This is a genomic window from Roseibium suaedae, assembly GCF_900142725.1.
GTDB classification, from domain to species: domain Bacteria; phylum Pseudomonadota; class Alphaproteobacteria; order Rhizobiales; family Stappiaceae; genus Roseibium; species Roseibium suaedae.
In genome coordinates, this window is the sequence record NZ_FRBW01000001.1 from 164,814 (window position 1) to 188,510 (window position 23,697).

General features: G+C 60.3%; 23 protein-coding genes and 1 other RNA gene. 19 read left to right on the forward strand and 5 right to left on the reverse strand.

Going from position 1 to position 23,697, the window contains the following annotated elements; genetic code table 11:
• Positions 1-91 precede the first annotated feature (91 nt).
• The 8 genes from BUA94_RS00700 (at position 92) to BUA94_RS00735 (ending at position 9,491) form a co-directional block, all read left to right on the forward strand.
• Positions 92-778 carry a c-type cytochrome gene (locus BUA94_RS00700; protein ID WP_073007491.1) on the forward strand — a complete coding sequence of 229 codons (687 nt, stop codon included), beginning with the start codon at positions 92-94 and terminating at the stop codon, positions 776-778.
• A gap of 284 nt (positions 779-1,062) precedes the next feature.
• Positions 1,063-2,943 carry an extracellular solute-binding protein gene (locus BUA94_RS00705; protein WP_235860436.1) on the forward strand — a complete coding sequence of 627 codons (1,881 nt, stop codon included), beginning with the start codon at positions 1,063-1,065 and terminating at the stop codon, positions 2,941-2,943.
• Positions 2,940-4,817 carry an extracellular solute-binding protein gene (locus tag BUA94_RS00710; RefSeq protein WP_073007499.1) on the forward strand — a complete coding sequence of 626 codons (1,878 nt, stop codon included), beginning with the start codon at positions 2,940-2,942 and terminating at the stop codon, positions 4,815-4,817. Before BUA94_RS00705 ends, BUA94_RS00710 begins: the two co-directional genes overlap by 4 nt.
• A gap of 36 nt (positions 4,818-4,853) precedes the next feature.
• Positions 4,854-5,975, forward strand: coding sequence for a microcin C ABC transporter permease YejB (locus BUA94_RS00715; protein WP_073007502.1), 1,122 nt, complete (start codon positions 4,854-4,856; stop codon positions 5,973-5,975).
• Positions 5,976-5,977: 2 nt separating this feature from the next.
• Complete coding sequence (locus BUA94_RS00720; protein ID WP_073007506.1) at positions 5,978-7,120, forward strand: ABC transporter permease; 1,143 nt, start codon at positions 5,978-5,980, stop codon at positions 7,118-7,120.
• Between the two features lie 32 nt (positions 7,121-7,152).
• The gene (locus BUA94_RS00725) at positions 7,153-7,389 is read left to right on the forward strand and encodes a hypothetical protein (protein ID WP_073010586.1); all 237 of its coding nucleotides are present in this window, start codon (positions 7,153-7,155) and stop codon (positions 7,387-7,389) included.
• Between the two features lie 2 nt (positions 7,390-7,391).
• Positions 7,392-7,838 (forward strand): type II toxin-antitoxin system VapC family toxin, encoded by a 447-nt coding sequence (locus BUA94_RS00730; protein WP_073007511.1) that lies wholly within the window; start codon positions 7,392-7,394, stop codon positions 7,836-7,838.
• Between the two features lie 18 nt (positions 7,839-7,856).
• The gene (locus BUA94_RS00735) at positions 7,857-9,491 is read left to right on the forward strand and encodes an ABC transporter ATP-binding protein (protein WP_073007514.1); all 1,635 of its coding nucleotides are present in this window, start codon (positions 7,857-7,859) and stop codon (positions 9,489-9,491) included.
• 4 nt (positions 9,492-9,495) lie between these two features.
• Here the strand turns inward: BUA94_RS00735 and BUA94_RS00740 are convergent, their stop codons facing one another.
• The 4 genes from BUA94_RS00740 to BUA94_RS00755 form a co-directional block, all read right to left on the reverse strand.
• Positions 9,496-10,716 carry a lytic murein transglycosylase gene (locus BUA94_RS00740; RefSeq protein ID WP_073007518.1) on the reverse strand — a complete coding sequence of 407 codons (1,221 nt, stop codon included), beginning with the start codon at positions 10,714-10,716 and terminating at the stop codon, positions 9,496-9,498.
• A 61-nt stretch (positions 10,717-10,777) separates the two neighbouring features.
• On the reverse strand, positions 10,778-11,362 hold the full coding sequence (locus BUA94_RS00745; RefSeq protein ID WP_073007520.1) for a histidine phosphatase family protein: 585 nt from the start codon (positions 11,360-11,362) through the stop codon (positions 10,778-10,780).
• A 39-nt stretch (positions 11,363-11,401) separates the two neighbouring features.
• Complete coding sequence (gene nudC, locus BUA94_RS00750; RefSeq protein WP_073007522.1) at positions 11,402-12,352, reverse strand: NAD(+) diphosphatase; 951 nt, start codon at positions 12,350-12,352, stop codon at positions 11,402-11,404.
• 38 nt (positions 12,353-12,390) lie between these two features.
• The gene (locus BUA94_RS00755; RefSeq protein WP_073007525.1) at positions 12,391-12,801 is read right to left on the reverse strand and encodes an HIT domain-containing protein; all 411 of its coding nucleotides are present in this window, start codon (positions 12,799-12,801) and stop codon (positions 12,391-12,393) included.
• 267 nt (positions 12,802-13,068) lie between these two features.
• On the opposite strand from BUA94_RS00755, the gene ffs reads away from it, so the two are divergent.
• From ffs to recR, 4 genes are all read left to right on the forward strand, one after another.
• Positions 13,069-13,167: signal recognition particle sRNA small type (gene ffs, locus BUA94_RS00760), an RNA gene on the forward strand.
• 151 nt (positions 13,168-13,318) lie between these two features.
• Entirely contained in the window at positions 13,319-15,151 is a 1,833-nt protein-coding gene (locus BUA94_RS00765) for a DNA polymerase III subunit gamma/tau (RefSeq protein ID WP_073007528.1), read from the forward strand.
• Between the two features lie 87 nt (positions 15,152-15,238).
• Entirely contained in the window at positions 15,239-15,559 is a 321-nt protein-coding gene (locus BUA94_RS00770; protein WP_073010588.1) for a YbaB/EbfC family nucleoid-associated protein, read from the forward strand.
• A gap of 168 nt (positions 15,560-15,727) precedes the next feature.
• Positions 15,728-16,336 (forward strand): recombination mediator RecR, encoded by a 609-nt coding sequence (gene recR / locus BUA94_RS00775; protein WP_073007530.1) that lies wholly within the window; start codon positions 15,728-15,730, stop codon positions 16,334-16,336.
• Between the two features lie 27 nt (positions 16,337-16,363).
• On the opposite strand, the gene BUA94_RS00780 is transcribed toward recR, so the two are convergent.
• Entirely contained in the window at positions 16,364-17,083 is a 720-nt protein-coding gene (locus BUA94_RS00780) for a class I SAM-dependent methyltransferase (protein WP_073007533.1), read from the reverse strand.
• Between the two features lie 145 nt (positions 17,084-17,228).
• Between BUA94_RS00780 and BUA94_RS00785 the strand changes: the two genes are divergently transcribed.
• From BUA94_RS00785 to BUA94_RS00815, 7 genes are all read left to right on the forward strand, one after another.
• On the forward strand, positions 17,229-17,897 hold the full coding sequence (locus tag BUA94_RS00785) for a sulfate transporter family protein (RefSeq protein ID WP_073007536.1): 669 nt from the start codon (positions 17,229-17,231) through the stop codon (positions 17,895-17,897).
• 79 nt (positions 17,898-17,976) lie between these two features.
• Positions 17,977-18,882: a glutaminase gene (locus BUA94_RS00790; protein ID WP_073007539.1), complete on the forward strand. Its 906-nt coding sequence runs from the start codon at positions 17,977-17,979 to the stop codon at positions 18,880-18,882.
• Positions 18,883-19,161: 279 nt separating this feature from the next.
• Positions 19,162-19,560, forward strand: coding sequence for a succinate dehydrogenase, cytochrome b556 subunit (gene sdhC / locus BUA94_RS00795; RefSeq protein ID WP_073007541.1), 399 nt, complete (start codon positions 19,162-19,164; stop codon positions 19,558-19,560).
• 11 nt (positions 19,561-19,571) lie between these two features.
• Positions 19,572-19,955, forward strand: coding sequence for a succinate dehydrogenase, hydrophobic membrane anchor protein (gene sdhD, locus BUA94_RS00800; protein ID WP_073007547.1), 384 nt, complete (start codon positions 19,572-19,574; stop codon positions 19,953-19,955).
• 5 nt (positions 19,956-19,960) lie between these two features.
• Positions 19,961-21,787, forward strand: coding sequence for a succinate dehydrogenase flavoprotein subunit (sdhA, locus tag BUA94_RS00805; RefSeq protein WP_073007550.1), 1,827 nt, complete (start codon positions 19,961-19,963; stop codon positions 21,785-21,787).
• Between the two features lie 14 nt (positions 21,788-21,801).
• Positions 21,802-22,650, forward strand: coding sequence for an FkbM family methyltransferase (locus BUA94_RS00810; protein WP_208979931.1), 849 nt, complete (start codon positions 21,802-21,804; stop codon positions 22,648-22,650).
• Between the two features lie 57 nt (positions 22,651-22,707).
• Positions 22,708-23,490, forward strand: a complete 783-nt coding sequence (locus BUA94_RS00815) for a succinate dehydrogenase iron-sulfur subunit (RefSeq protein ID WP_073007553.1) — start codon at positions 22,708-22,710, stop codon at positions 23,488-23,490.
• Positions 23,491-23,697: the final 207 nt, after the last annotated feature.

Sequence of the window (23,697 nt, forward strand, 5' to 3'; positions counted from 1 at the left end):
AATTTGTAGGTTCCGGCCAAAATCTGGAAGCTTAATGGGTCCGTGGCACGCGTTGCGGACCCGGACGCGTATTAGCTTGGAGCCGGAGAGAATGGATTCCTTCACGCTGAACAAGATCGCTGGTGCGATCCTGATGGTTCTCCTCCTGACGATGGGGGTGGGAATTGTATCGGACATTATTTTCGACACGAACCCTCCTGGTCAGCCCGGCTATGAAATCGTAGTCGCAGACGCCGGTGGCGAAGGTGGGGCAGGAGAGGCCCCTGCCGAAGCAACCGTCGAGCCGATTGCAGTTCGTCTGGCATCTGCAGATGCTGCTGCCGGTGAAAAGGTTGCCAAGAAGTGCTCTTCTTGCCATGTTTTCACAAAGGGTGGCGAGAACAGAGTCGGTCCGGATCTCTGGGGCCTGATCGGCCGCAAGCCCGGTTCTCATGAAGGCTTCTCCTATTCCAGCGCTATGACCGAGTTTGGCGCCGCCAATCCAGAATGGACCTACGACGAGCTGGATCACTTCCTGACCTCCCCGAAGGAGTATGTGAAGGGCACGATCATGGGCTTTGCCGGTCTGCGTAAGCCGGAAGAGCGCGCTGACATCATCGCCTATCTCCGCACTCTGTCCGACAATCCGGCTCCGCTTCCGGCTGCTGAGGCGCCTGCTGAAGCTGCTCCGGCTGAAGCTGCACCCGCTGAAGCCGCACCGGCAGAGGCTGCTCCGGCTGAAGCTGCGCCTGCAGAGGCTGCACCTGCCGAAACGACCCCGGCACCTTCGGCCAACTGATCAGCTGATCGGTCACAAAACGACAAACAAGGGCCGTGCCTTCGGGTGCGGCCCTTTTCTTTTTGATCCAGGGGCGGTGTGCTGAAAATTGCCGATGTTTCACCCTTCCTTTGACGTCTTTGCGTGGTCAAGGAAGGCAAACCGTTGGGTGAACGGTTAAATTTCTGTCATCTGGGCTTTGAGCAGGTGACGGGGGACCTCTGTGTCCCATACTATTCCGCAATTGATTTGCGCTTGGTGCAGGATGTGCCGGTTCAAGTCCTGGATCCGATTTGGAGGTAACTATGGCTTTAGGCTGGATGCGGAAACCGATCGCGGCGACCCTCGTATTTGGATTGCTTGCCGGATCCGGAATCTGTCTTGAAAGCAAAGCCAGCCTCGCAGACGAGCCGCAATGGCGGCACGCGACGGCCTTGACCGGTGAGCCGCGCTATGGCCCGGAAGTGACCCATTTCGATTATGTGAACCCGGATGCTCCGAAGGGTGGTCTGGTGCGCCTGTCCACGATGGGCGGCTTCGACACGTTCAATCCCATTCTGCCCAAGGGCGATCCGGCACCTGGCGTCGGCCTGATCTATGAACAGCTGATGGAACCGGCGCTGGATGAATATGACATCAGCGGAAGCTACGGTGCTCTGGCCGAGGCAATGCGCTACCCGGATGATTTCTCCTGGGTCGAGTACCGCATGAACCCCAAGGCCAAATGGCATGATGGCCAGCCGGTGACCACGGAGGACGTGGTCTGGTCCTTTGAAAAGGCCGTCGAACTCAGCCCGCAGTACAAGTTCTACTATCACAACGTGACCTCGGCCAAGGCGCTGCCGGACGGCGTTGTGCGTTTCGAGTTCGATGCTCCGGGCAATCGGGAGCTGCCGCATATCATGAGCCAGATCCAGGTGCTGCCGAAGCACTGGTGGGAAGGCACGGATGCGAAAGGCAAGAAGCGCGACATCGGTCAGTCGACCCTTGAGCCGCCGCTTGGCTCCGGCCCCTACAAGATCAAGAGCTTTGATCCGAGCCGCCGTGTATCCTATGAGCGGGTGAAGGACTATTGGGGAGCGGATCTGCCGATCCGGGTCGGCACCAACAATTTCGACGAGATCCGCTTTGATTCCTTCCGCGACAGCGTGGTCCTGCTGGAGGCCTTCAAGGGGGACCAGTTCGACTTCCGGGCAGAAAACTCGGCCAAGAACTGGGCCACGGGATATGACGTGCCAGCCGTGAAGGAGGGTCGTATCATCCTGGAAAAATTCCCGGATCACGGCTCTGGCCTCATGCAGGCTTTCGTGCCGAACCTGCGGCGCGAGAAATTCCAGGACCCGCGTGTTCGCCTGGCTCTGAACTATGCCTTCGACTTTGAAAGCGCGAACCGGACGATCTTCTTCGACCAGTACAAGCGCATCAACTCGTACTTTTCCGGCACCGAACTCGCATCTTCCGGTCTGCCTCAGGGCAAGGAGCTGGAGATCCTGGAAAGCGTGCGTGATCAGGTGCCGCCAGAGGTCTTTACCACCGAGTACACCAACCCGGTGGGCGGGGATCCCCAAAAGCAGCGGACCAATCTGCGCGAGGCGCTGAAGCTTCTGACCTCTGCCGGCTACAAGCTGCAGAATGGCAAGCTGGTGAGCGAGAAGACGGGCGAACCGTTCAAGATCGAATATATCGCTGCCGATCCGAGCTCGGAACGCTATGTGCTGCCCTTCGCGAACAATCTGAAGCTGATCGGCATCGACATGAGCTTCCGGGTTCTGGACACACCGCAGTATATCAACCGGGTCCGCTCGCGCGATTACGATATGATCACCATGGCGTGGCCGGAGTCCCTGTCGCCGGGCAACGAGCAGAGAAACTACTGGGGTTCTGAATCTGCCGAAAAGGAACAGTCGCAGAACTACGCCGGCATCAAGGATCCGGGCGTCGATGCCCTGATCCAGAAAGTCGTCTATGCTTCAGACCGCGAGACGCTGGTGGCGGCAACTCGGGCTCTGGACCGGGTGCTTCTGGCCCATAACTTCGTCATTCCGCAATGGTATCTGGACGTGGACCGGACTGCCCGGTGGGACCGGTTCGGTCATCCGGAAAAGATCCCCGAGTTCACCTACGGGTTCCCGACCATCTGGTGGTACGATCAGGCCAAGGCGGCCAAGACGGGAGTCGCAAAATGACGGGTTCGTTTCGCGCCAGCCGCCGGCAGGTTCTTCTGGGGTCCGCAGCCGTTCTTGCTGCGGTCGCTCTGCCCCGCAAGCTGTTTGCGGCCGAGCCCTCCGGTCCGGTTCACGGCTTGTCAGTCTTTGGCGAGCTGAAGTATCCTGCGACCTTCCAGCATTTCGACTATATCAATCCGGCTGCGCCGAAAGGCGGCAGGTTCAGCTTCAAGGCGCCGTCCTGGGGCTTCAATCAGAACCCGAACACCTTCAATACCTTCAACAGTTTCGTGTTGAAGGGCGATGCGCCGCCCAGAATGGAGCTGTGCTTTGACACGCTCATGGTGCGCGCATTGGACGAGCCTGATGCGATTTACGGGCTTGTCGCCGAAAGCGTCGAGATTGCGGAGGGCGGCAACACCTATATCTTCAATCTGCGGCCTGAGGCCCGGTTCCATGACGGTTCCAAGCTGACTGCAGAAGACGTTGCCTTCAGCTTCAACACCCTGAAGGCGGATGGCCATCCGCAGATCACCCAGGCCATCACCCAGTTCAACTCCGCAGAAGCCTTGAGCGAGACGCAAGTCGCGATCCACCTCAGCGACAAGCATACGAAGCAGCTGCCGATGTTCATCGCATCGAGCCTGCCGATCCTGTCCAAGCGCTACTACACTGCCTATGATTTCAAGCAGTCGACACTGACGCCGCCGCTGTCCTCCGGTCCCTATAAGGTCGGAAAGCACGAGGTCGGGCGGTTTGTCGAGTATGATCGGGTCAAGGACTATTGGGCCAATGACTTGCCGGTCATGCGCGGCTCCAACAATTTCGATGTGATCCGGCTCGAATTCTTCCGCGATTATCAGGTGTCCTTCGAATCTTTCAAAAAGGGCAACATCACCTTCCAGGAAGAGTTCAGCTCCAAGATCTGGTCAACCGAGTATAATTTTCCGGCCATCCAGGATGGCCGTGTGGTGCAGAAGGAGTTCCCGGACAACCGGCCGTCAGGCGCTCAGGGCTGGTTCTTCAACACCCGCCGCAAACGGTTCTCCGATCCGAGGATCCGTCAGGCGCTTGGGTTCGCGTTTGACTTTGAATGGTCAAACCGGTCCCTGTTCTACGGGCTCTATTCGCGCACCCAGTCCTATTTCCAGAATTCGGAAATGATGGCCACAGGCACTCCTGGGCCAGAGGAACTGGCGCTGCTTGAACCCTATCGCGGCAAGGTGCCGGACACGGTGTTCGGGGAGGCAATCCTTCAGCCGGTCTCTGATGGTACGGGATCAGATCGCAAACTTCTGCGGCGGGCTTCGCAGCTTCTGCAGGAAGCCGGCTGCAAGCGTGAGGGCTCGGGACTGCTGGATCCGGAGGGCAAGCCCTTCACGATGGAAATCCTGGGCGATTCCCCGTCGTTTGAACGGATCGTCCTGCCTTTCATCAACAATCTGAAGCTTCTCGGAGTGCAGGCAACCTTCCGCGTTGTTGATGCGGCGCAGTTCCAGTCCCGACTGAATGATTTCGATTTTGACGTGACCAGCCGCCGTTATTCGCTCTCGGCGACCTTGAGCGATGATTCCCGGGAAACCTGGGTTTCAAGTGCGGCGGAACGAAAAGGCAGCCGGAATCTTTCCGGCATTTCGGATCCGGTGATCGATGAGCTGGTGGACAAGGCGGTCACCGCCAAGAGCCGCGAGGAGATGAATACGGCGGCTCATGCGCTCGACCGTGTCCTGCGCTCCGGCCACTACTGGATTCCTCAGTGGTACAAACCTGTCCACACCGTGGCTATCTGGGACATCTTCGGGTATCCGGACAAGCCTCCGCATTACGATTTCCCGATCGAGACCACCTGGTGGTTCGATCAGGCCAAGGCGGAAAAGGCCGGCAAAGCCGGTTGATCTGATACGGGGCGATAAGAAAGGCAAAAACACTTCATGGGCGCCTATATTTTCCGCCGACTGCTCCTGATGATCCCGACCCTTGTCGGGATCATGGCGATCAATTTCTTCGTCATCCAGTTCGCCCCGGGCGGACCGGTGGAGCGGGTGATTGCCCAGCTCTCGGGCAATGATGTTTCTGCAACCGCCCGCATCAGCGGCGGCGGCTCCGATTTCGGCGGAGGCGGCGGGGCCGAATCCCAGGGAATGGGTACGGGAACGGACAGCATCAACAGCAAGTATCGCGGCGCCCAGGGACTTGATCCGGAGTTCATCCGCCAGCTGGAAAAGCAGTTCGGCTTCGACAAGCCGCCGGTTGAGCGCTTCCTGTCGATGCTGTGGAACTATGCGCGGTTCGACTTCGGCAACAGCTATTTCCGGGATGTCAGCATCATCGATCTGATTGGCGAGAAAATGCCTGTGTCCATCTCGCTCGGGCTCTGGATGACGCTGATTTCCTATTCGATCTCGATCCCGCTCGGCATTCGCAAGGCCGTTTCGGATGGATCTAAGTTCGACGTCTGGAGTTCCGGTGTCATCATCGTCGCCTATGCCATCCCGAGCTTCCTCTTTGCCATTCTTTTGATCGTGCTCTTTGCTGGCGGGTCTTTCTGGGATTTCTTCCCGCTGCGGGGCCTGACTTCCGAGAATTGGGAACAGCTTTCCTGGCCGGCACGGATTCTGGACTATTTCTGGCACCTGGCCCTGCCCTTGACCGCGATGGTTCTCTCCGCCTTTGCGACCACCACGCTTTTGACCAAGAACTCGTTCCTGGACGAGATCCGCAAGCAGTATGTGATCACTGCCCGGGCAAAGGGCCTGACTGAACGCAAGGTGCTCTATGGCCACGTCTTCCGGAATGCCATGCTGATCGTTGTGGCCGGATTCCCGGGGGCGTTCATCTCTTCCTTCTTTGCCGGGTCACTCCTGATCGAAACGATCTTCTCTCTCGACGGCCTTGGCCTGCTCGGTTTCGAGTCTGTCATTAACCGCGACTATGCGGTGGTCTTCGCAACGCTCTATATCTTCTCGCTCATGGGCCTGCTGGTGAACCTTCTTTCCGACCTGACCTACACCTGGATCGATCCGCGGATCGATTTTGAAAGCCGGGAGGTCTGATCATGGACAACAACGCAACCATGACCGCAGGAACCGCCGCGCCGGCCAAGCGCCGCCTGTCTCCTGTGAACCAGCGGCGGCTGGCGAACTTCAAGGCCAACCGGCGTGGATACTGGTCCTTCCGGATCTTCCTTGTGCTGTTCTTCGTGACCCTGTTCGCCGAGCTTCTGACCAACGACCGGCCCCTTCTCGTGTCCTACAAGGGCGAGATTCTGGCCCCTGTTCTGGTGGACTACCCGGAAGAGAAGTTTGGCGGCTTCCTGGCCGTCACCGACTATCGCGATCCGTTCATTCAGGAAGAGATCAATGCCAATGGCTGGATGATCTGGCCGCTGATCCGCTATTCCTACCGCACGGTGAATAACGAGATCCCGGTGCCTGCGCCTGCGCCCCCGTCCTGGATGATGGACAAGGAGCAGCGCTGCTCCCGCTATCCGCTCGGGGTCGAGGATCCGAACTGCGTTCTGGGCAACTGGAACTGGCTCGGTACCGACGACCAGGGCCGCGATGTGGTCGCCCGTCTGGTCTACGGCTTCCGCATCTCAGTGCTGTTCGGTCTGGCCATGACCATCGCCTCCTCCGTGATCGGCATCGCTGCTGGCGCCGTGCAGGGCTATTATGGCGGCTGGGCGGATCTCCTGTTCCAGCGGTTCATCGAGATCTGGACCGCCATGCCGACGCTCTATCTGATCCTGATCGTTTCCTCCGTGCTCTCGCCCGGCTTCTGGGTGCTGTTCAGCATTCTGCTGGCCTTCTCCTGGGTGGCGCTCGTCGGGGTCGTGCGCGCGGAATTCCTGCGTGGCCGGAATTTCGAATATATCGCTGCGGCCAAGGCGCTTGGGGTTTCCAACCGGGTGATCATGTGGCGGCATCTCCTGCCAAATGCCATGGTGGCGACGCTCACCTTCATGCCCTTCATCCTCAATGGCTCGCTGTCCACCCTGACGGCGCTGGACTTCCTCGGCTTCGGCCTGCCTCCGGGTTCCGCGTCCCTTGGCGAGCTTCTGGCACAGGGCAAGAACAACCTTCAGGCTCCCTGGCTGGGCATCACCGGATTTATCGTCATTTCCCTGATGCTGAGCCTGCTCATCTTCATCGGCGAAGCCGTCCGCGACGCCTTCGATCCGCGCAAGAGCTATTCGTGATAGAATGCAGATCTGAGCCGAAGGAGCTTCTGATGAACAAGGTCGTTATTCAGCAGTATCCGGCAGAGAAACTGCCCGCAGATTTGCGCGCGGGCATTCCTGACGGCACGATGGTCAAGGTGACGCTGGAAACAACCAGCCCGGAACAGGCCGCTTTAGCTGGCGGTCTTCGGGAGCTTTTTGCATCAGTTCCAGGAGATTTCAGGAAGTCCGCAAGCGAAATCGAACAGGACCTTCGGGGGCAGCGCGATAGCTGGCCGTCTAACTGATCATGGTGCGCCTGTATCTGGATACGAATGTGTTCATTCTGGCATTGCAAGGCGCGGCAGACGATGTTCGCGCTGATACTGCCCGCCGGCTTTTCTTTGCGGTTGAGGATGGAACGCTTTCAGCGGTGACGAGTGAACTGGCACTTGCAGAAGTTCTGAGCGGCGGCGGCAGTCAGCGTCAGTTGCCGCAACTTTTGAAGGAACAGTATCTGGACTTGATGGTTTCACGGCATCTGGTCGAACTGGTGCCATTGGTGAGGGACGACATGTATCTAGCAGCTGACCTCTCTGGATCTCAATCTGCGAAGGTCAGGCTGCCGGACCGGCTTCACCTGGCAACAGCCATTCGTGTGAAAGCGGATTACTTTGTTTCGGATGACCGCATGATCGACGTGCCGGCACCTCTAGAAAAATGTGGCCTCACGGAAACGCTTCCGTTCGGCCTTTGAAAGGAGCCTAGCTCTCAAATGAAAGAAACGCCGCTCCTTGATGTTCAGAACCTCTCGGTCGCCTTTTCCCAGGGCGAGCGGACGAGCCTTGCCGTCGATGGCATTTCCTTTTCGATCAACAAGGGCGAAACCGTTGCGCTTGTCGGCGAGAGCGGGTCGGGCAAGTCCGTTTCTGCCTTGTCGGTGCTGAAGCTGCTGCCCTATCCGGCGGCGTCCCACCCGTCCGGCAAGATCCTGTTCAAGGGCCAGGATCTTCTGTCTGCGGCCGAACCGGCTCTCAGGAAAGTGCGCGGCAACGAGATCTCGATGATCTTCCAGGAGCCGATGACATCGCTGAACCCGCTGCACACGGTCGAGCGGCAGATTGCGGAAGTCCTTAAGGTGCACCGGGGCATGGGCGACACCCAGGCTCGCGCCAGGGTGATCGAACTGCTGACGCAGGTCGGCATCCGCGATCCCGAAACGCGCCTTTCCTCCTATCCGCATCAGCTTTCGGGCGGTCAGCGCCAGCGCGTGATGATCGCAATGGCTCTGGCGAATGAGCCGGACATGCTGATTGCAGACGAGCCGACAACGGCGCTGGATGTTACCGTTCAAGCTCAGATCCTCAAGCTCCTGAAGGAGCTCAAGGACGCCAATGGCATGGCGATGCTGTTCATCACCCATGACCTTGGGATCGTGCGCCGCTTTGCCGATCGAGTCTGTGTGATGACCAACGGCAAGATCGTCGAGCACGGTCCAGTTGCCGAGATCTTCGACAATCCGCAGCATCCCTATACCCAGCATCTGCTTGCCGCTGAGCCCAAGGGCAACCCGCCTGCCCATGATGACAGCAAGCCGGTTGTGGTCGAAGCGGATGACCTGAAGGTCTGGTTCCCCATCAAGCGCGGCTTCATGCGCAAGACGGTGGACCACGTGAAGGCTGTCGACGGCATCGACATCAAGGTTCGCGAAGGCCAGACGCTTGGCATCGTGGGGGAAAGCGGGTCGGGCAAGACGACGCTTGGCCTTGCGATCCTGCGCATGATTTCGTCCACCGGCCGCATCGCCTTCAAGGGGGAGGAAATCCAGTCCCGCAGCTGGAAGGACATGCGTCCACTGCGCAGCGACATGCAGATTGTCTTCCAGGATCCTTTCGGCGCTCTCAGCCCCCGCATGTCCGTGTCGGATATCGTTGGCGAAGGACTGCAGGTGCATTTCCCGAAGCTCAGCGTGGACGAGCGTGATGCAAAGGTTGCCAAGGCACTGGAAGAGGTCGGGCTCGATTCCTCGACCCGTTTCCGCTACCCGCACGAGTTCTCAGGCGGTCAGCGTCAGCGCATTTCCATTGCCCGGGCGATGGTGCTGGAACCAAAATTCGTCATGCTCGACGAGCCGACTTCGGCGCTGGACATGAGCGTTCAGGCCCAGGTGGTGGATCTGCTGCGGGACCTGCAGAAAAAGCATGGCCTCGCCTATCTGTTCATCTCCCACGATCTCAAGGTCGTGCGGGCATTGGCCAATGATGTGGTCGTGATGCGCAACGGCAAGGTTGTTGAGTCTGGTCGCGCTGAAGAGATCTTCGACACACCGAAGACCGACTACACCAAGGCCCTCATGGCAGCTGCCTTCCGCCTGGAAACGGCGGAGAAGGAAGGCGTCGTGAACGTCTGAAGCCTCACCCCACCCAGCAGGTGGCGAAGTAGCCGCCGGCTTCCTGGTCCTTGCCGATGGAACGGCGGGTTTTGTAGCCGATCAGGCCGTCCGTGCCGCCGACGTCGTAGCCCTTGGCCTCCAGTGCCTGCTGCAGGGTGCGGACGGCACCGCGTGTGGTATCGCGGGTGGGCTTCCAGGGTGCGAGGAACCCGGCATTGGAGCCATATCGGTCGGCCAGATGTCCGATGAAGAGCGCGTAGACGTCGCTCTCGTTGTATTCCTTGATGACGTAGAAATTTTCCGTCGCGATGAAGGCAGGCCCATAGCGGCCCGCAGGCATCAGGATGTTGCCGGGACGGGAGAGTTCGAAATCAGGAAAGGTCTTGCCATTGGCGCGGGTCACGCCTTCCGCGACCCATTTGGCCACCGGCTGCCGCATGTCCGGGCCTTCCCTTGTGCAGGAAACATTATCCGGAATGACGGCTTCGTAACCCCAGTCCCTGCCACGCACCCAGCCATGGGCGGAAAGGTAATGGGCGATGGAGGCGAGCGTGTCGGCCTCCGAGCCCCAGATGTTCCGGTGGCCGTCGCCATCGAAATCAACGGCATATTTCAGGAAGCTTGAAGGCATGAACTGGGGCTGGCCCAGGGCTCCGCCCCAGGAGCTTTTCATGCCGGAGCGGCTGATGTCACCACGTTCAAGGATCTGGAGCGCGGCCACCAGTTCCCCGAGGAAATAGTCTGGCCGTTCGCCCATGAAGGCGCGTGTCGCCAGGACCCGGATTGCGTCGTGAGGGATCTTCGCGCCGCCATAGCCCGATTCCCGTGCCCAGATGGCCACAACGATCCTGCCCGGAACGCCGTATTGTTTTTCCAGCGCAGCCAAAGTGCGCTCATGCTTCTGGATCAGCCTGCGGCCGGACGCGGCCAGCGCATTGAAGGCGCTTTCCTTGAAATAATTGGCAGGTGCACGGAATTCGGCCTGAAAGTTGATCTTGGGCGGCGCGCCCTTGCCGCCGGGGCCGACGAGGCCCGGCAGGCTTGTGTCCGGAGACAGCCCCTTCAGCTCCCGTTGCAATGTCGCGCCGGAGACACCTGCCTTGCGCGCTGCCGGGGTGACCGTGTCTTCCAGAAAGCTCTTGAAGGTCGCATCATGGGGCCCTGCCATCGCAGTGCCAGCAGGCAGCATGGCGATCAGCGCCAGAAAAAGGACCTGAAACTGGGCTGCAAGACGGCTTGGCATGGAAGGCTCCGGTGAAGTGATTCCGCCGCAGCCTATCACACCAGATATATCGGACCGAATTCTAGAGCGGGCTCCAGTCCAGCTGTCCCGAATTGCGCTGCCACAGGGCATCGCGGGAGAAGGAATACCAGCATCCGCCGCCGCCTCCGGTTTGATCGTGGCTGCGGGAAATCGGCACGTTCATCAGATGGCATTTCAGCAAGGTACCTACGCCGCCATGTCCGGTGAACAGGACCGGCAACTCACGCGGGATCCCTTCCAGGCACTCGATCACCCGCGAGACAATCCGCTTTTGCGCGTCTTCCGCGGTTTCCCAGCCGCGAATGCTTTCTGCCGGATGGGCGAAGAACTGATCGGCGACCTGTTCGAATTCCTGGGGCGGCAGGAAGCCGGTCGCCGAGCGGTCGTTTTCGTGCAGACCCTCTTCAATGGTGACGGCCAGGTTATGGCCGCTCGCAAAGATTTCCGCCGTTTCGATGGCCTTTCGCTCCTCGCTGGAAATCACGAGATGGATCGCTCCAGCCCAGGGTTGAAGCAGGGCGAGGGCCGCACGTTTGCGGCCCAGCTCGGTCAGGCGCCAATCCGGCACCGGGACCTCAGGATCAATCACCACCTGCGGATGGGTGAGGTAGACGCATAGGCTCATGAAGGTCTCCGGTCCGAGGAGGGCGAAAGAAAACGGGGTTCAGTACCGCCCGCTGATCCAGCCGGAAATCAGCTGATAGGCAATGGAGATCGGCGGCGGAACGCGGTCGCCTGCCGGGTGTGTGCCGTCAAGCATCTGCTGGACTTCTGCGCGCGAGCACCAGCGGCAAGCTTCCAGTTCATTGTCATCCATGGAGATTTCGGTCGAGGTCGCCTCTCCCGTGCAGCCGAGCATGAGATTGGCCGGGAATGGCCAGGGCTGGTTGGCGACGATCTTCACATCGCCGACGGAAATGCCTGCCTCTTCCATCGTTTCGCGCCGGACGGCCTGTTCGATGGTCTCGCCCGGTTCCATGAAGCCTGCCAGCGTGGTGAAGATGCCGGGTGCGAGGCGCGGCGGGCGGCCAAGCAGCGCCTTGTCTTCGTGGGTGATCAGCATGATCACGACCGGATCGGTGCGCGGGAAATGCTGGCTGCCGCAGGAAGGGCAGTCGCGGCGGTAGCCGCCTTCCGCCATGTTGGAAGGATGACCGCAGCGGGAGCAGAACTTGTGCGACTGATGCCAGTGGACCATGGCCCGGGCCTGGGCGAGGGCGCTGATGTCTTCGCTCGGCAAAAGGCCCTGAAGCGCCAGGGTGCGAAGGTCGATACCCGTCAGATTGGGAAGAGCTTCAACTTCCTCTTCGCTCTTTGTCAGGGCTGCGGCAAACAGTGGCCGGGTGCCATCGGCTTCCTCGCCGAGAAACACCATCTCCTCGCGCTTGGCGCCGAGAGCCAGCGCCTTTTCCGGCCGGTGGCGGATAGAGGGCGTGTCATCGCCGTTGAGCACGATCTGGGTCGGTGTCAGCAGAACCACACCGGCGTCCGGCCGGGTAAAGCGGCCGCGAAGCCATTCGGCGTCGGTGCGCAAGGCCGACTGACGCTCCAGAGTGTTGTCGATGAAACTCATGATATGGGGCGAACGGTGCAGCCCGTCCTGTCCTGCGGTCATGGCTGGATATCCTGAATGAATGGATCTGGCTTGAAATCTCAGGCGGTGAAGGCGTCTTGCAATGTGGCGATCAGCCGTTCGGCCTTGCCGCTTTCATAGGCAGTTGCGGGCACTGCACCCCAGACAGGGGCAGGCCAGGCAGCATCCTCGCGGAAACGGGCCACCACATGCACGTGAAGCTGGGAGACCATGTTGCCGATCGCGCCCACATTGATCTTCTCGCAATCGGTCGCGGCCTTCAGGATCCTGCTTGCAAGGGCAATCTCCCGCATCAGCTGCTGCTGGTCTTCCTCCGGCAGATCGATGATCTCGATCAGGTCGCCGCGGCGCGGGATCAGCATCAGCCAGGGATAGTTCGCATCCTTCATCAGGCGCACGGCGCACAAGGGAAGGTCGGCAACGAAAAGGCTGTCGCCCTCAAGCCGCGGATTGATATCGAAAGCCTTCATGGGAAAACCCACCAATAAGAAACGTCGCGCAGAAGGTACAACAGGACATGCGGGAAATGCGAGACCACTTCTCGCTTCTAGCAGGATTGCCAGGTGCCTGCAGTGGCTCCCGGACTGCCTTCGCCTGGGCGCAAGGCCGGGCTTGAGAGAAAATATCAATGCAAACCCCTAGGATTTTTGCGGATTTCCTGGCCTAGTAAAGCTTTGGCGACGAAATGTGGTCCTCCCTCTTGCCAAGACCCCTGCCTGTCCTGATATAAGGCGCTCGGGAGGTTGGCGTGGACGTACCACTCGCCAACCGGGTCAGGTCCGGAAGGAAGCAGCCCTAACGAGATTTTGGCGCGGGTCACCGTCCAGCCTCCCACCTTCTCCCTTACATTGCGAAACCTTCTGTATGCGGGTCTCCGGCTGTCCGGCATCCGCCTATCGCTGCGCTTTGGATAAACCGCTGTCAGAGGGAGAAAAAAATCCACTCGCCCCGCGACAGGGCTTTGCAAAAAACGGTAAGGTGCGCGCCATGGATGATATCGCCTTTCCGACTGCGGGAGACACGGCGCCTGCCGCCGCTCCGCAGAACAGCGCCTATCGGGTTCTCGCCCGCAAGTACCGGCCCCAGACCTTCGAGGATCTGGTTGGGCAGGAACCCATGGTGCAAACCCTGGAAAACGCCTTCGATACCGGCCGTATTGCTCAGGCCTGGATGCTGACCGGTGTGCGCGGTGTGGGCAAGACCACCACCGCCCGCATTCTGGCGCGCGGCCTGAACTATGAGGTGCCGGGCGAGGCAGACAGGCCGACAGTGCGTCTGACCCAGGAAGGCACCCATTGCCGGGCGATCATGGAAGGCCGTCATGTCGATGTGATCGAGATGGATGCGGCCTCCCATACGGGCATCAACGATATCCGCGAGATCACCGATGCGGCCCGCTACCGTCCGGCGACGGCCCGCTACAAGGTCTACATCATCGACGAAGTGCACATGCTTTCGAACGCTGCCTTCAACGGTCTCTTGAAGACCTTGGAAGAGCCGCCGGAGCATGTGAAGTTCATTTTCGCGACCACTGAAATCCGCAAGGTGCCGGTCACGGTTCTGTCCCGTTGCCAGCGGTTCGACCTGCGCCGGATCGAGCAGCCCAAGCTGATCGGCCTTTTGCGCCGCATTTCCGATGCGGAGCAGATCACCATTTCCGATGAGGCGCTGACGCTGATTGCCCGGGCTGGCGAAGGCTCTGCCCGAGATTCCCTGTCGCTTCTGGATCAGGCCATGGCTCATGGTGCCGGCGCTATCGAGGCAACGGATGTGCGCCAGATGCTGGGTCTGGCCGATCGGGCGCGGGTGATCGACCTTTTCGGTCATGTCATGGCCGGACGGATTGCAGAAGCCATGGAGGAACTGGCGCAGCAATATGCGGTTGGCGCAGACCCTGCTGTCGTGCTGACAGATCTTGCGGATTTCACCCATCTGGTGACGCGCATGAAGGTCGTGCCGAAGGCGGGCGACGATGTGTCCGTGACAGAAACCGAGCGGGTGCGCGGCGCTGAATTTGCCGGAAAGCTGTCCATGCGGCTGCTCTCGCGGGCCTGGCAGATCCTTCTGAAGGGCATTCAGGAGGTTCAGGCGGCGCCCAAGCCATTGGCGGCGGCTGACATGGTTCTGGTGCGGCTCGCCTATTCGGCGGATCTTCCTGATCCGGGCGAGGCGCTGGCCATGCTGCGCAACGGCACGTTCGCTCCTGCGGGCGGCGGCGCACCTTCAGGTCAGGGCGGCTCTGGCGGCGGCGGACCTTCGGCACATGGACCCTCGGGAGACGGGCGCCCACGGCTTCAGGCAATTTCGGGTGGCGGCGCCGCCGTGGCGACACAGGCCGTTGCCCGCCCGGCGCCGCAACCCGCACAGCAGGCTCGTCCGGCGGTGGCACTCGCCAACTTGCAGGACTGTGCGGCGCTCGCCTCTGAGAAGCGCGACATTCCGATGAAAGTCGCGATCGAGCGGCAGATGCGTCTGGTCAAGTTCGAGCCGGGCCGGATCGAGATCCAGCCGACCGAAGATGCGCCTGCGGATTTGGCTGGCGATTTCGGCCGCAAGCTGACCGACTGGACCGGCATGCGCTGGATCGTCAGCGTCAGCCGCACCCATGGTCGCCCGACGATCCATGAAGAACGGGAAGCCAATCAGGAGCAGATCCTGTCGGATGCGCGCTCGCATCCAACGGTGGCGGCACTGCTCAGCCAGTTTCCCGGCGCAAAGATCGTGGACGTGCGCGTTCAGGTCAGCGAGGAAGAGGAGACGGTCATGGCCGATCCCCTTCTGGTCGAGGCGCTGGGCGAGGACGATCCGGACGAATTCTGATTCGCATTCGGCTGCCTGCCGCCTATATCAGGCGTGCGGAGCCCACTGCGGATCCTTCAACTCAAAGACATGACAGGAGCGGAGATCATGGATTTCCTCAAGATGATGAAGCAGGCCAAGCAGATGCAGGAGAAAATGGGCTCCCTGCAGGAGGCCTTTGCCAACATCGAGACCGAAGGCACGTCCGGTGGCGGTCTGGTCAAGATCACAATCGCCGGCAAGGGCGAAATCCGCAGCCTCAAGATCGATCCGTCCCTGTTCAAGGAAGACGATGTCGAGATCCTGGAAGACCTGATCATCGCGGCTCACAACGAAGCGCGGATCAAGGCCGAGACCCTGATGCAGGAAAAGACCCAGGAACTCATGGGCGGCATGGGCCTGCCCTCCGGCATGAAGCTGCCGTTCTGAGGTTTGAATAACACCCCTCATCCGCCCCTTTGGGGCACCTTCCCCCCTTGAAGGGGCGAAGGGGAGCCGACCGCAAGGCTTGCGCCAATCAACGTCTCCCCGGCGGGGGAGAGGTCGGACCGCCAGGTCCGGGTGAGGGCGGGTTCCCGAATGTGAAGATGTGAGACGATGGCGCAGAACAAGGTTGCCGGTCCGGAAATCGAGCGGTTGATCCAGCTCCTGAGCAAGCTGCCGGGCCTCGGGCCCCGCTCAGCCCGTCGTGCTGCCCTGCATCTGATCAAGAAGAAGGACCAGCTTCTGGTTCCTCTCGCCGAAGCCATGGGCATCGCCGTGGAGAAAATCGGCGTCTGTTCCTCCTGCGGAACGGTCGACACGTCCGATCCTTGCGCGATCTGCTGCGATGCCAAGAGGGATCAAAGCGTGCTGGTCGTTGTGGAGGATGTGGCGGACCTCTGGGCGCTGGAACGGGCCGCTGCCATCAACGCGCGGTATCATGTGCTGGGTGGAACGCTGTCACCACTCGACGGCGTCGGGCCGGAAGATCTCAACATCGCCTCCCTGATCGAGCGCTGCCAAGGTGGGGGCATCAGCGAAGTGATCCTGGCCATTAATGCCACGGTCGAGGGGCAGACAACTGCCCATTACATCATGGACCAGTTGACTGGGTTGGCGGTCAACGTGACCCGGCTTGCCCATGGTGTGCCGGTTGGCGGTGAGCTGGATTATCTCGATGAAGGCACCCTGACTCAGGCGCTCAGGGCCCGTACCCGGTTCTAGACCTCTTTCGACCGGTCCGTCGGCCCCTCAGCTTGGGTGAGCGGTGTCAAAGATAATCTGCACGCAAGGCATTGGCCCATTGAGCCGATAGAGCTCGCGCGCGGTTGAAAATCCTGCCGAAAGGCCAAGCGACTTCCACCCGGCCAGTGTTTCCGGAAAGTCGAACTGCCGGATATGGTCCCACATGTGGTCAAACTCACCGGGGTTCAGAACGCTCCAGGCGTTCCGCAGATGCGGCAGGATCTCTTCCATGAAGGTTGATCGGTCAGAGCTGTCCGGCAAGACGGGTTCGTAAAGTCCGAGGGTTCCACCGGGACGCAAGGCGCATCTGGCTGCGGAGAAGAGCGTCTGCTTGTCTTGGAAGCTGAGATGATGCAGCGACAGGCCGCACCAGATGACGTCCACCTGTTGCTGCAGGTCCTCCAAGGCCGAGATCATGTCGGTCTCCTCGAACGTCGCCTCAAACGGTGCGCCCGACATGGTCTTTCTGGCCAGGTCCAGAGCCATCGGTGACAGGTCTATGCCGTGATAGGCACGGGTCGGACGTCTGCGGAGCAGGGAGCTTGCCAGATGCGCGTTTCCGCAAGCAAGCTCCAGAAACCGGATCGGCCCGGGAAAGCGAAGGTCAAGGTCTTGCTCGAGCAGACTGGCCACGTGGGAGTGGCCAAAGAGATCTGCGCTGACGATCTTCTGATAGATGCCCCATTCAAAGCGGAAGATATCCGCGGCATTCTGTTCCGGATCCATGCCTGTGCTCCTCCTGCACTGCCTAGCAAGGATAGCATGGAAATTTTGCACAACCTATAGATTGCAGGAATACGAAGAGGCCTCTTGTGCGGGCACCTTCCGAGCCCTATTTCCTGAAGGCCCCGAACCAATCCGGATTTTGCAGATGTTCCAAGCCGCTTCCCGTGCCATGTCCCAGGTGTTCGAACCGCAATTCCGGTCGATTTTCTGGAAGCTGCTCGGATTTACGCTGGCGGTGCTGCTGGTGATCTGGATCCTGCTGCAGGGGCTGGTCGCCGGCTTTGTCGATCTGCCCTATCCCTGGCTGAATACGGTGTTGTCCATCCTCACCGGTATCGGCGCCTTTATCGGTCTCGGCTTCCTGGTAGCACCGGTATCGGCGCTCTTTGCGGGGCTGTTTCAGGATGACATTGCAGATATCGTCGAGCGAACCGACTATCCGATGGATCTGCCGGGCAAGGCCATGCCGGTCCTGCCATCCATCATTCTGGCGCTGAAGTTCACCGGCGTCGTCATTCTGGGCAATCTCTTCGCCTTGATGCTGCTGCTGGTGCCGGGGATCAATCTCGTCGCGTTCTTCCTGGTGAACGGCTATCTGCTGGGCCGGGAATTCTTCGAGTTTGCGGCCAACCGCTTCATGCCGCCGCAAGAGGCTCGGCGTTTGCGCAAGGCCCATGGATCAACGGTGTTTATCGGCGGTCTGGTGATCGCCGCCTTGCTGGCTGTGCCGATCCTCAATCTGATCACGCCGATCTTTGCCACCATCTTCATGATGCACCTGTTCAAGCGGATTCAGGCACGCCGGCTGACCTGACAGCGCGAAAAGACGTGACACTGTCCCTGCCTGCTTGTTAGAGCCTGCGAACCTCGCAGGACGAGGGGGAGGACAAGGCATGCAGGATCTGCTGGAAGACATCGCAGCACGGGCTCTTGGTGCAGAGGACCGGGGCAAGGTAGCAGACTATATCCCGGAGCTTGCCAAGGTCGATCCGAACCAGTTGGGTATCAGTGTCGCGACGGCCGATGGTGAGCTGTTTTCGGCCGGCAACGCCCAGACACCCTTTTCGATCCAGTCCATTTCCAAGGTCTTTGTGCTGGCCCTCGCGCTTGGTCAGGTCGGCGAAGCGCTGTGGAAGCGGGTTGGACGGGAGCCGTCCGGTCAGGCCTTCGACTCGATCCTGTTGCTGGAGCGGGAAAAGGGGATCCCCCGAAATCCTTTCATCAACGCTGGCGCACTGGTGACGACGGATACGTTCCTCGGTTCTGCCAGCCCGCGCGAGGCGCTGGGTGCCCTGATTCGCTTCATCCGTGCGGCTTCAGATCAGGAAGACATCCATATCAATGATGCTGTTGCCCGATCAGAGCTGGAGACCGCGCACCGGAATTTCGCGCTGGCCCATTACATGCGCTCCTATGGCAATCTTCAGAACAGCCCGGATCTTGTTCTTGGCACCTATTGCCATCAATGCGCCATCGAGATGACCTGCGAGCAACTGGCCCTTGCCGGCCGGTTTCTGCTGGACACGAGCGACGCGCCATCGCTTGTTTCTCCTGTGCGCAAGCGCCGGATCAATGCCCTGATGATGACCTGTGGCCATTATGACGGATCGGGCGATTTCGCCTTCCGTGTCGGCCTGCCCGGCAAGAGCGGCGTCGGGGGCGGCATCCTCGTGATCGCGCCCGGGCGTGGCTCGGTGGCCGTGTGGTCTCCCGGTCTCAATGGCTATGGCAATTCCAAGCTGGGAACCGAGGCCATGGAGGTCTTTGCCCGCAAAACCGGCTGGTCAATCTTCGGATGAATGCCGCCGGGCTCGTCTGAGTGCCGCATTACGTATACGGAAGGCGTGCTTGTGTCCCTGTTATTTTTGCTGGCAAAACAGCAAAAAGACCGTTATGCGCCCGTCTATTAAGCAGTGGTTGAGAACTTTTTCGCCTATTTGCCGAGAAAGTCATTTAACATTCTTCCATAGGATGCTTTGACGAACGTGGACGTTGGCGCTAGAACGCTTCTAGACAACGCCTTGAAATTGCTTACGCTTACGTAAACGTAAGCTGGGCGTCGTAGGGAGAGATATTCCATGTCGAATGCCGACCTGCGGGGTAACCGCCCGCTGTCGCCCCATCTTCAGATCTATAAGCTGATCCTGACGATGGTCATGTCGATTGTGCACCGTATCACCGGCGCCGCTTTGTATTTCGGGACCCTGCTGCTGGCCTGGTGGCTGATCGCGGCAGCGGCTGGCCCGGCTTACTTCGACTTCGTGAACGGGATTTTCGGTTCCATCATCGGCCGTCTCATTCTGTTCGGATACACCTGGGCGCTTGTTCACCACATGCTGGGCGGTCTGCGCCACTTCATCTGGGATATGGGTGCCGGCTTTGGACGCGAAGCCCGTGAATGGCTGGCCCGTGCAACCATCATCGGTTCTGTCAGCCTGACCCTGATCCTCTGGATCATCGGCTACGCGGTCCGCTGAGGGAGACTGACATGACTGATATGCGCACCCCTCTGAACAAGGTCCGAGGCCTTGGATCCGCCAAGGAAGGGACCACTCACTTCTGGCACCAGCGCGTCACCGCCTTTGCCAATGTGTTCCTGATCTCCTTCTTCGTCATTCTCGTGATCTCGCTGCAGGGCTCGACCTATGAAGAGGTCCGGGCTTGCCTCGGCAACCCGCTGATCGCGACCTTGATGCTCCTGATGATCGTCTCCGGCATCTATCACATGAAGCTCGGCATGCAGGTGATCATCGAGGATTACGTTCATTCCGAAGGCACCAAGGTTCTGGCCCTGATGGGCAACACCTTCTTCTGTGCCCTGATCGGCTTTGGCTCGGCTTTCGCCGTTCTCAAGCTCGGCTTTGGAGGCTGATTTAAATGGCCAAGACCTATGAATTCGTCGAACACACCCATGACGTGGTGGTGGTCGGCGCTGGCGGTGCCGGCTTGCGCGCAACGCTCGGCATGGCCGAGCAGGGCCTGCGCACGGCCTGTATCACCAAGGTGTTCCCGACCCGCTCTCATACGGTGGCAGCTCAGGGCGGTATCGCCGCATCCCTGAAGAACATGACGCCGGACTGCTGGGAATGGCACATGTACGACACGGTAAAGGGCTCCGACTGGCTCGGCGACACCGACGCCATGGAGTATCTGGCCCGTGAAGCGCCGAAGGCCGTGTATGAGCTGGAACACTACGGTGTGCCGTTCTCGCGGACCGAAGACGGCCGCATCTATCAGCGCCCGTTCGGCGGCCACATGCAGAACTACGGTGACGGCCCCCCCGTGCAGCGCACCTGCGCCGCGGCTGACCGTACCGGCCACGCCATCCTGCACACGCTTTATGGCCAGTCCCTGCGCAACAACGCCGAGTTCTACATCGAGTACTTCGCGCTCGACCTGATCATGTCAGAAGACGGCGTCTGTCAGGGCGTGATCGCATGGAACCTGGACGACGGCACCATTCACCGCTTCACCGCCAAGATGGTCGTTCTGGCCACCGGCGGTTACGGCCGTGCCTATTTCTCGGCAACCTCCGCCCACACCTGTACCGGTGACGGCGGCGGCATGGTGGCCCGTGCGGGCCTGCCGCTGCAGGACATGGAATTCGTTCAGTTCCACCCGACCGGCATCTACGGCTCGGGCTGTCTGATCACCGAAGGTGCGCGCGGGGAAGGCGGTTATCTCGTCAACTCCGAAGGCGAGCGCTTCATGGAGCGCTATGCGCCTTCCGCCAAGGACCTGGCATCGCGTGACGTCGTGTCCCGCTGCATGACCATGGAAATCCGTGAAGGCCGCGGCGTTGGCAAGAACAAGGACCACATCTTCCTGCATCTGGATCACCTGGATCCGGCCATGCTGGCAGAGCGTCTCCCGGGTATTTCTGAATCCGCGAAGATCTTCGCGGGCGTGGATGTGACCAAGGAGCCGATCCCGGTTCTTCCGACCGTGCATTACAACATGGGCGGCATTCCGACCAACTACTGGGGCGAAGTGCTGAACGCAGACGGGGCAAACCCGAACCGCATCCAGCCGGGCCTGATGGCTGTTGGCGAGGCAGGCTGCGCGTCGGTTCACGGCGCCAACCGTCTTGGCTCCAACTCGCTCATTGACCTTGTGGTCTTCGGCCGCGCAGCTGCCATCCGCGCTGCGGAAGTCGTCGATCCCAAGACGCCGGTTCCGGCCCCTAATGAGGCCTCCTGCGAAAAGATCATGGACCGCTTCGACCGTCTGCGTCATGCAAACGGCTCGATCGCGACCGCGGATCTGCGCGACAAGATGCAGCGCACCATGCAGGAAGATGCCGCCGTGTTCCGGACCCAGGAAAGCCTGGAGCAGGGCTGCAAGCGTATGAGCTCCATCTGGGGCGAGATGAAGGATCTCAAGGTCTCCGACCGGTCGATGATCTGGAACTCCGACCTGGTGGAAACGCTGGAGCTGGAAAACCTGATGGCCAACGCCATCACCACGGTCTATGGCGCGGAAGCGCGCAAGGAAAGCCGTGGCGCCCACGCCCGCGAGGACTACAAGGATGGTCCGCTCGGTGGCCGGAACGACGACGATTGGCGCAAGCACACCCTGTCCTGGGTGAGCGAAAGCGGCGAAGTGAAGCTGGACTACCGTCCGGTGGTGCTTGACCCGCTGACCAAGCACGAAGACGGCGGCATCGACCCGAAGAAGATCGCGCCGAAAGCGCGCGTCTACTAAGGAGCGGCAGGCTGGTGAGCGCACATGCGGCCCTGACGGATACGGTCAGTCCCTTCGGTACCTACAAGGCCGAGGGACTGGTCCGCGCTGCCTGGAAGCTGGCGGATCGTCACGATCTGTCCGCCTCTCTGCGCAAGCGCATAAGGTCTCTGGTCGCCTGGGCGTTTTCCGGCCCCTATGACACGGAAGCCGACGGCCTGAAGTTCCGGATCTATCCCGGTCAGAATTATGATGACCGCAAGATCCTGGCCAAGGGCCGCCTGCCTGAACGGGCTGAGCACAAGCTGCTGCACCCCTATCTGAAAGCCGGAACGGTCTTTCTGGATGTGGGCGCGAATATCGGCAGCTACAGCCTGTTTGCCGCTTCCCGCGGTGCCCGGGTTTTGGCCGTCGAGGCCAATCCGGACACTGCAGCCAAGTTGGGGTTCAACCTGAGGGCCAATGGCCTTGAGAATGAAATCCGCGTTGCCGAGGTTGCCGTGGGCGATGCCGAAGGCTCGCTTCAGCTCTGGTCCGAACCTTCCAATTGCGGTTTCGCCACGCTGGTGCCGGAACTGACGACGGGGGAATGGGCCGGCAACTGGAGCCCGAGGGAAGTGCCTGTCCGTCCGCTTGCCGATGTGGTGCGCGAGGCAGGCCTCAGCCGGGTGGATGTGCTGAAGATCGACGTCGAAGGCTTTGAGGACCGCGTGGTTCTGCCGTTTCTGCGCACAGCAGAAAGGCACATGTGGCCCCGGGTCGTGATGCTTGAAACAAATTGCCGGCCTCATTGGGCCGAGGACTGCACCAAGGTGCTTGAAGACCTCGGTTACCGCGCCGCCGGCGGAACAGAAGACAACACCGTGTTCGAGCTGGCTGCCTGAACACTGGAAGAATGTGGCCCGGACGCGAAACAAGGGCCCCAACGCGGAGCGAGAAACATGGTTCAGCTGACGCTTCCCCGGAACTCCCAGGTGACGGACGGCAAGGTTTGGGAAAAGCCTGCCGGCGCGACCAACCTGCGTGAATACCGGATCTACCGCTGGAACCCGGATGATGGCCGCAACCCGCGGGTTGATACCTATTTCGTCGATATGGACGATTGCGGGCCGATGGTTCTCGACGGGCTCATCTATATCAAGAACAAGATCGACCCGACGCTGACCTTCCGCCGGTCCTGCCGTGAAGGCATTTGCGGGTCCTGCGCGATGAACATCGACGGCACCAACACCCTCGCCTGCACCAAGGGCGCGGAAGAGGTTGCCGGCGACGTGGTCAAGATCTACCCGCTGCCGCATATGCCGGTGGTCAAGGATCTGGTGCCGGATCTCACCCGCTTCTACGCGCAGCACCGTTCGATCGAGCCGTGGCTGAAGACCGTTTCCCCGGCTCCGGAGAAGGAATGGCGCCAGTCGCATGAAGACCGCGCCAAGCTGGACGGCCTTTACGAGTGCATCCTGTGCGCCTGCTGCTCCACGTCCTGCCCGAGCTACTGGTGGAACGGCGACCGTTACCTCGGCCCGGCCATCCTGCTGCAGGCCTACCGTTGGCTGATCGACAGCCGCGACGAGGCAACCGGCGAGCGCCTGGACAATCTGGAAGATCCGTTCCGCCTGTACCGCTGCCACACCATCATGAACTGCTCGCAGGCTTGCCCGAAGGGTCTGAACCCGGCCAAGGCCATTGCCGAGATCAAGAAGATGATGGTCGAACGCCGCGTCTGATTTTTTCGGAACAAATGCAAATAACGAAAAGGCCGCCCATTGGGTGGCCTTTTTTGATGGCGAAGTAGTTTTTTCGGTCGTCATGGTCGGGCTTGTTCCGACCGTCTGTCAGTCATTGTCTCCTATAGATCCTCGGCACGAGGCCGAGGATGACGACGCAGAGGCTGGTTTGTCAGCGGCTTTTTGCCTTAAAGCGGTCAACTACCC

Coding starts and splice junctions, on each gene's coding strand:
- BUA94_RS00780 (WP_073007533.1), bottom strand. CDS start 17,083: ATGGATCCGGAACAGAATGCCGCGGATATCTTCCGCTTTGAATGGGGC.
- BUA94_RS00740 (WP_073007518.1), bottom strand. CDS start 10,716: ATGCCAAGCCGTCTTGCAGCCCAGTTTCAGGTCCTTTTTCTGGCGCTG.
- nudC (WP_073007522.1), bottom strand. CDS start 12,352: ATGACCGCAGGACAGGACGGGCTGCACCGTTCGCCCCATATCATGAGT.
- BUA94_RS00735 (WP_073007514.1), top strand. CDS start 7,857: ATGAAAGAAACGCCGCTCCTTGATGTTCAGAACCTCTCGGTCGCCTTT.
- BUA94_RS00715 (WP_073007502.1), top strand. CDS start 4,854: ATGGGCGCCTATATTTTCCGCCGACTGCTCCTGATGATCCCGACCCTT.
- BUA94_RS00730 (WP_073007511.1), top strand. CDS start 7,392: ATGGTGCGCCTGTATCTGGATACGAATGTGTTCATTCTGGCATTGCAA.
- BUA94_RS00770 (WP_073010588.1), top strand. CDS start 15,239: ATGGATTTCCTCAAGATGATGAAGCAGGCCAAGCAGATGCAGGAGAAA.
- BUA94_RS00700 (WP_073007491.1), top strand. CDS start 92: ATGGATTCCTTCACGCTGAACAAGATCGCTGGTGCGATCCTGATGGTT.
- BUA94_RS00790 (WP_073007539.1), top strand. CDS start 17,977: ATGCAGGATCTGCTGGAAGACATCGCAGCACGGGCTCTTGGTGCAGAG.
- recR (WP_073007530.1), top strand. CDS start 15,728: ATGGCGCAGAACAAGGTTGCCGGTCCGGAAATCGAGCGGTTGATCCAG.
- sdhA (WP_073007550.1), top strand. CDS start 19,961: ATGGCCAAGACCTATGAATTCGTCGAACACACCCATGACGTGGTGGTG.
- BUA94_RS00725 (WP_073010586.1), top strand. CDS start 7,153: ATGAACAAGGTCGTTATTCAGCAGTATCCGGCAGAGAAACTGCCCGCA.
- BUA94_RS00785 (WP_073007536.1), top strand. CDS start 17,229: ATGTTCCAAGCCGCTTCCCGTGCCATGTCCCAGGTGTTCGAACCGCAA.
- BUA94_RS00765 (WP_073007528.1), top strand. CDS start 13,319: ATGGATGATATCGCCTTTCCGACTGCGGGAGACACGGCGCCTGCCGCC.
- BUA94_RS00745 (WP_073007520.1), bottom strand. CDS start 11,362: ATGAGCCTATGCGTCTACCTCACCCATCCGCAGGTGGTGATTGATCCT.
- BUA94_RS00720 (WP_073007506.1), top strand. CDS start 5,978: ATGGACAACAACGCAACCATGACCGCAGGAACCGCCGCGCCGGCCAAG.
- BUA94_RS00815 (WP_073007553.1), top strand. CDS start 22,708: ATGGTTCAGCTGACGCTTCCCCGGAACTCCCAGGTGACGGACGGCAAG.
- BUA94_RS00755 (WP_073007525.1), bottom strand. CDS start 12,801: ATGAAGGCTTTCGATATCAATCCGCGGCTTGAGGGCGACAGCCTTTTC.
- sdhD (WP_073007547.1), top strand. CDS start 19,572: ATGACTGATATGCGCACCCCTCTGAACAAGGTCCGAGGCCTTGGATCC.
- BUA94_RS00710 (WP_073007499.1), top strand. CDS start 2,940: ATGACGGGTTCGTTTCGCGCCAGCCGCCGGCAGGTTCTTCTGGGGTCC.
- sdhC (WP_073007541.1), top strand. CDS start 19,162: ATGTCGAATGCCGACCTGCGGGGTAACCGCCCGCTGTCGCCCCATCTT.
- BUA94_RS00705 (WP_235860436.1), top strand. CDS start 1,063: ATGGCTTTAGGCTGGATGCGGAAACCGATCGCGGCGACCCTCGTATTT.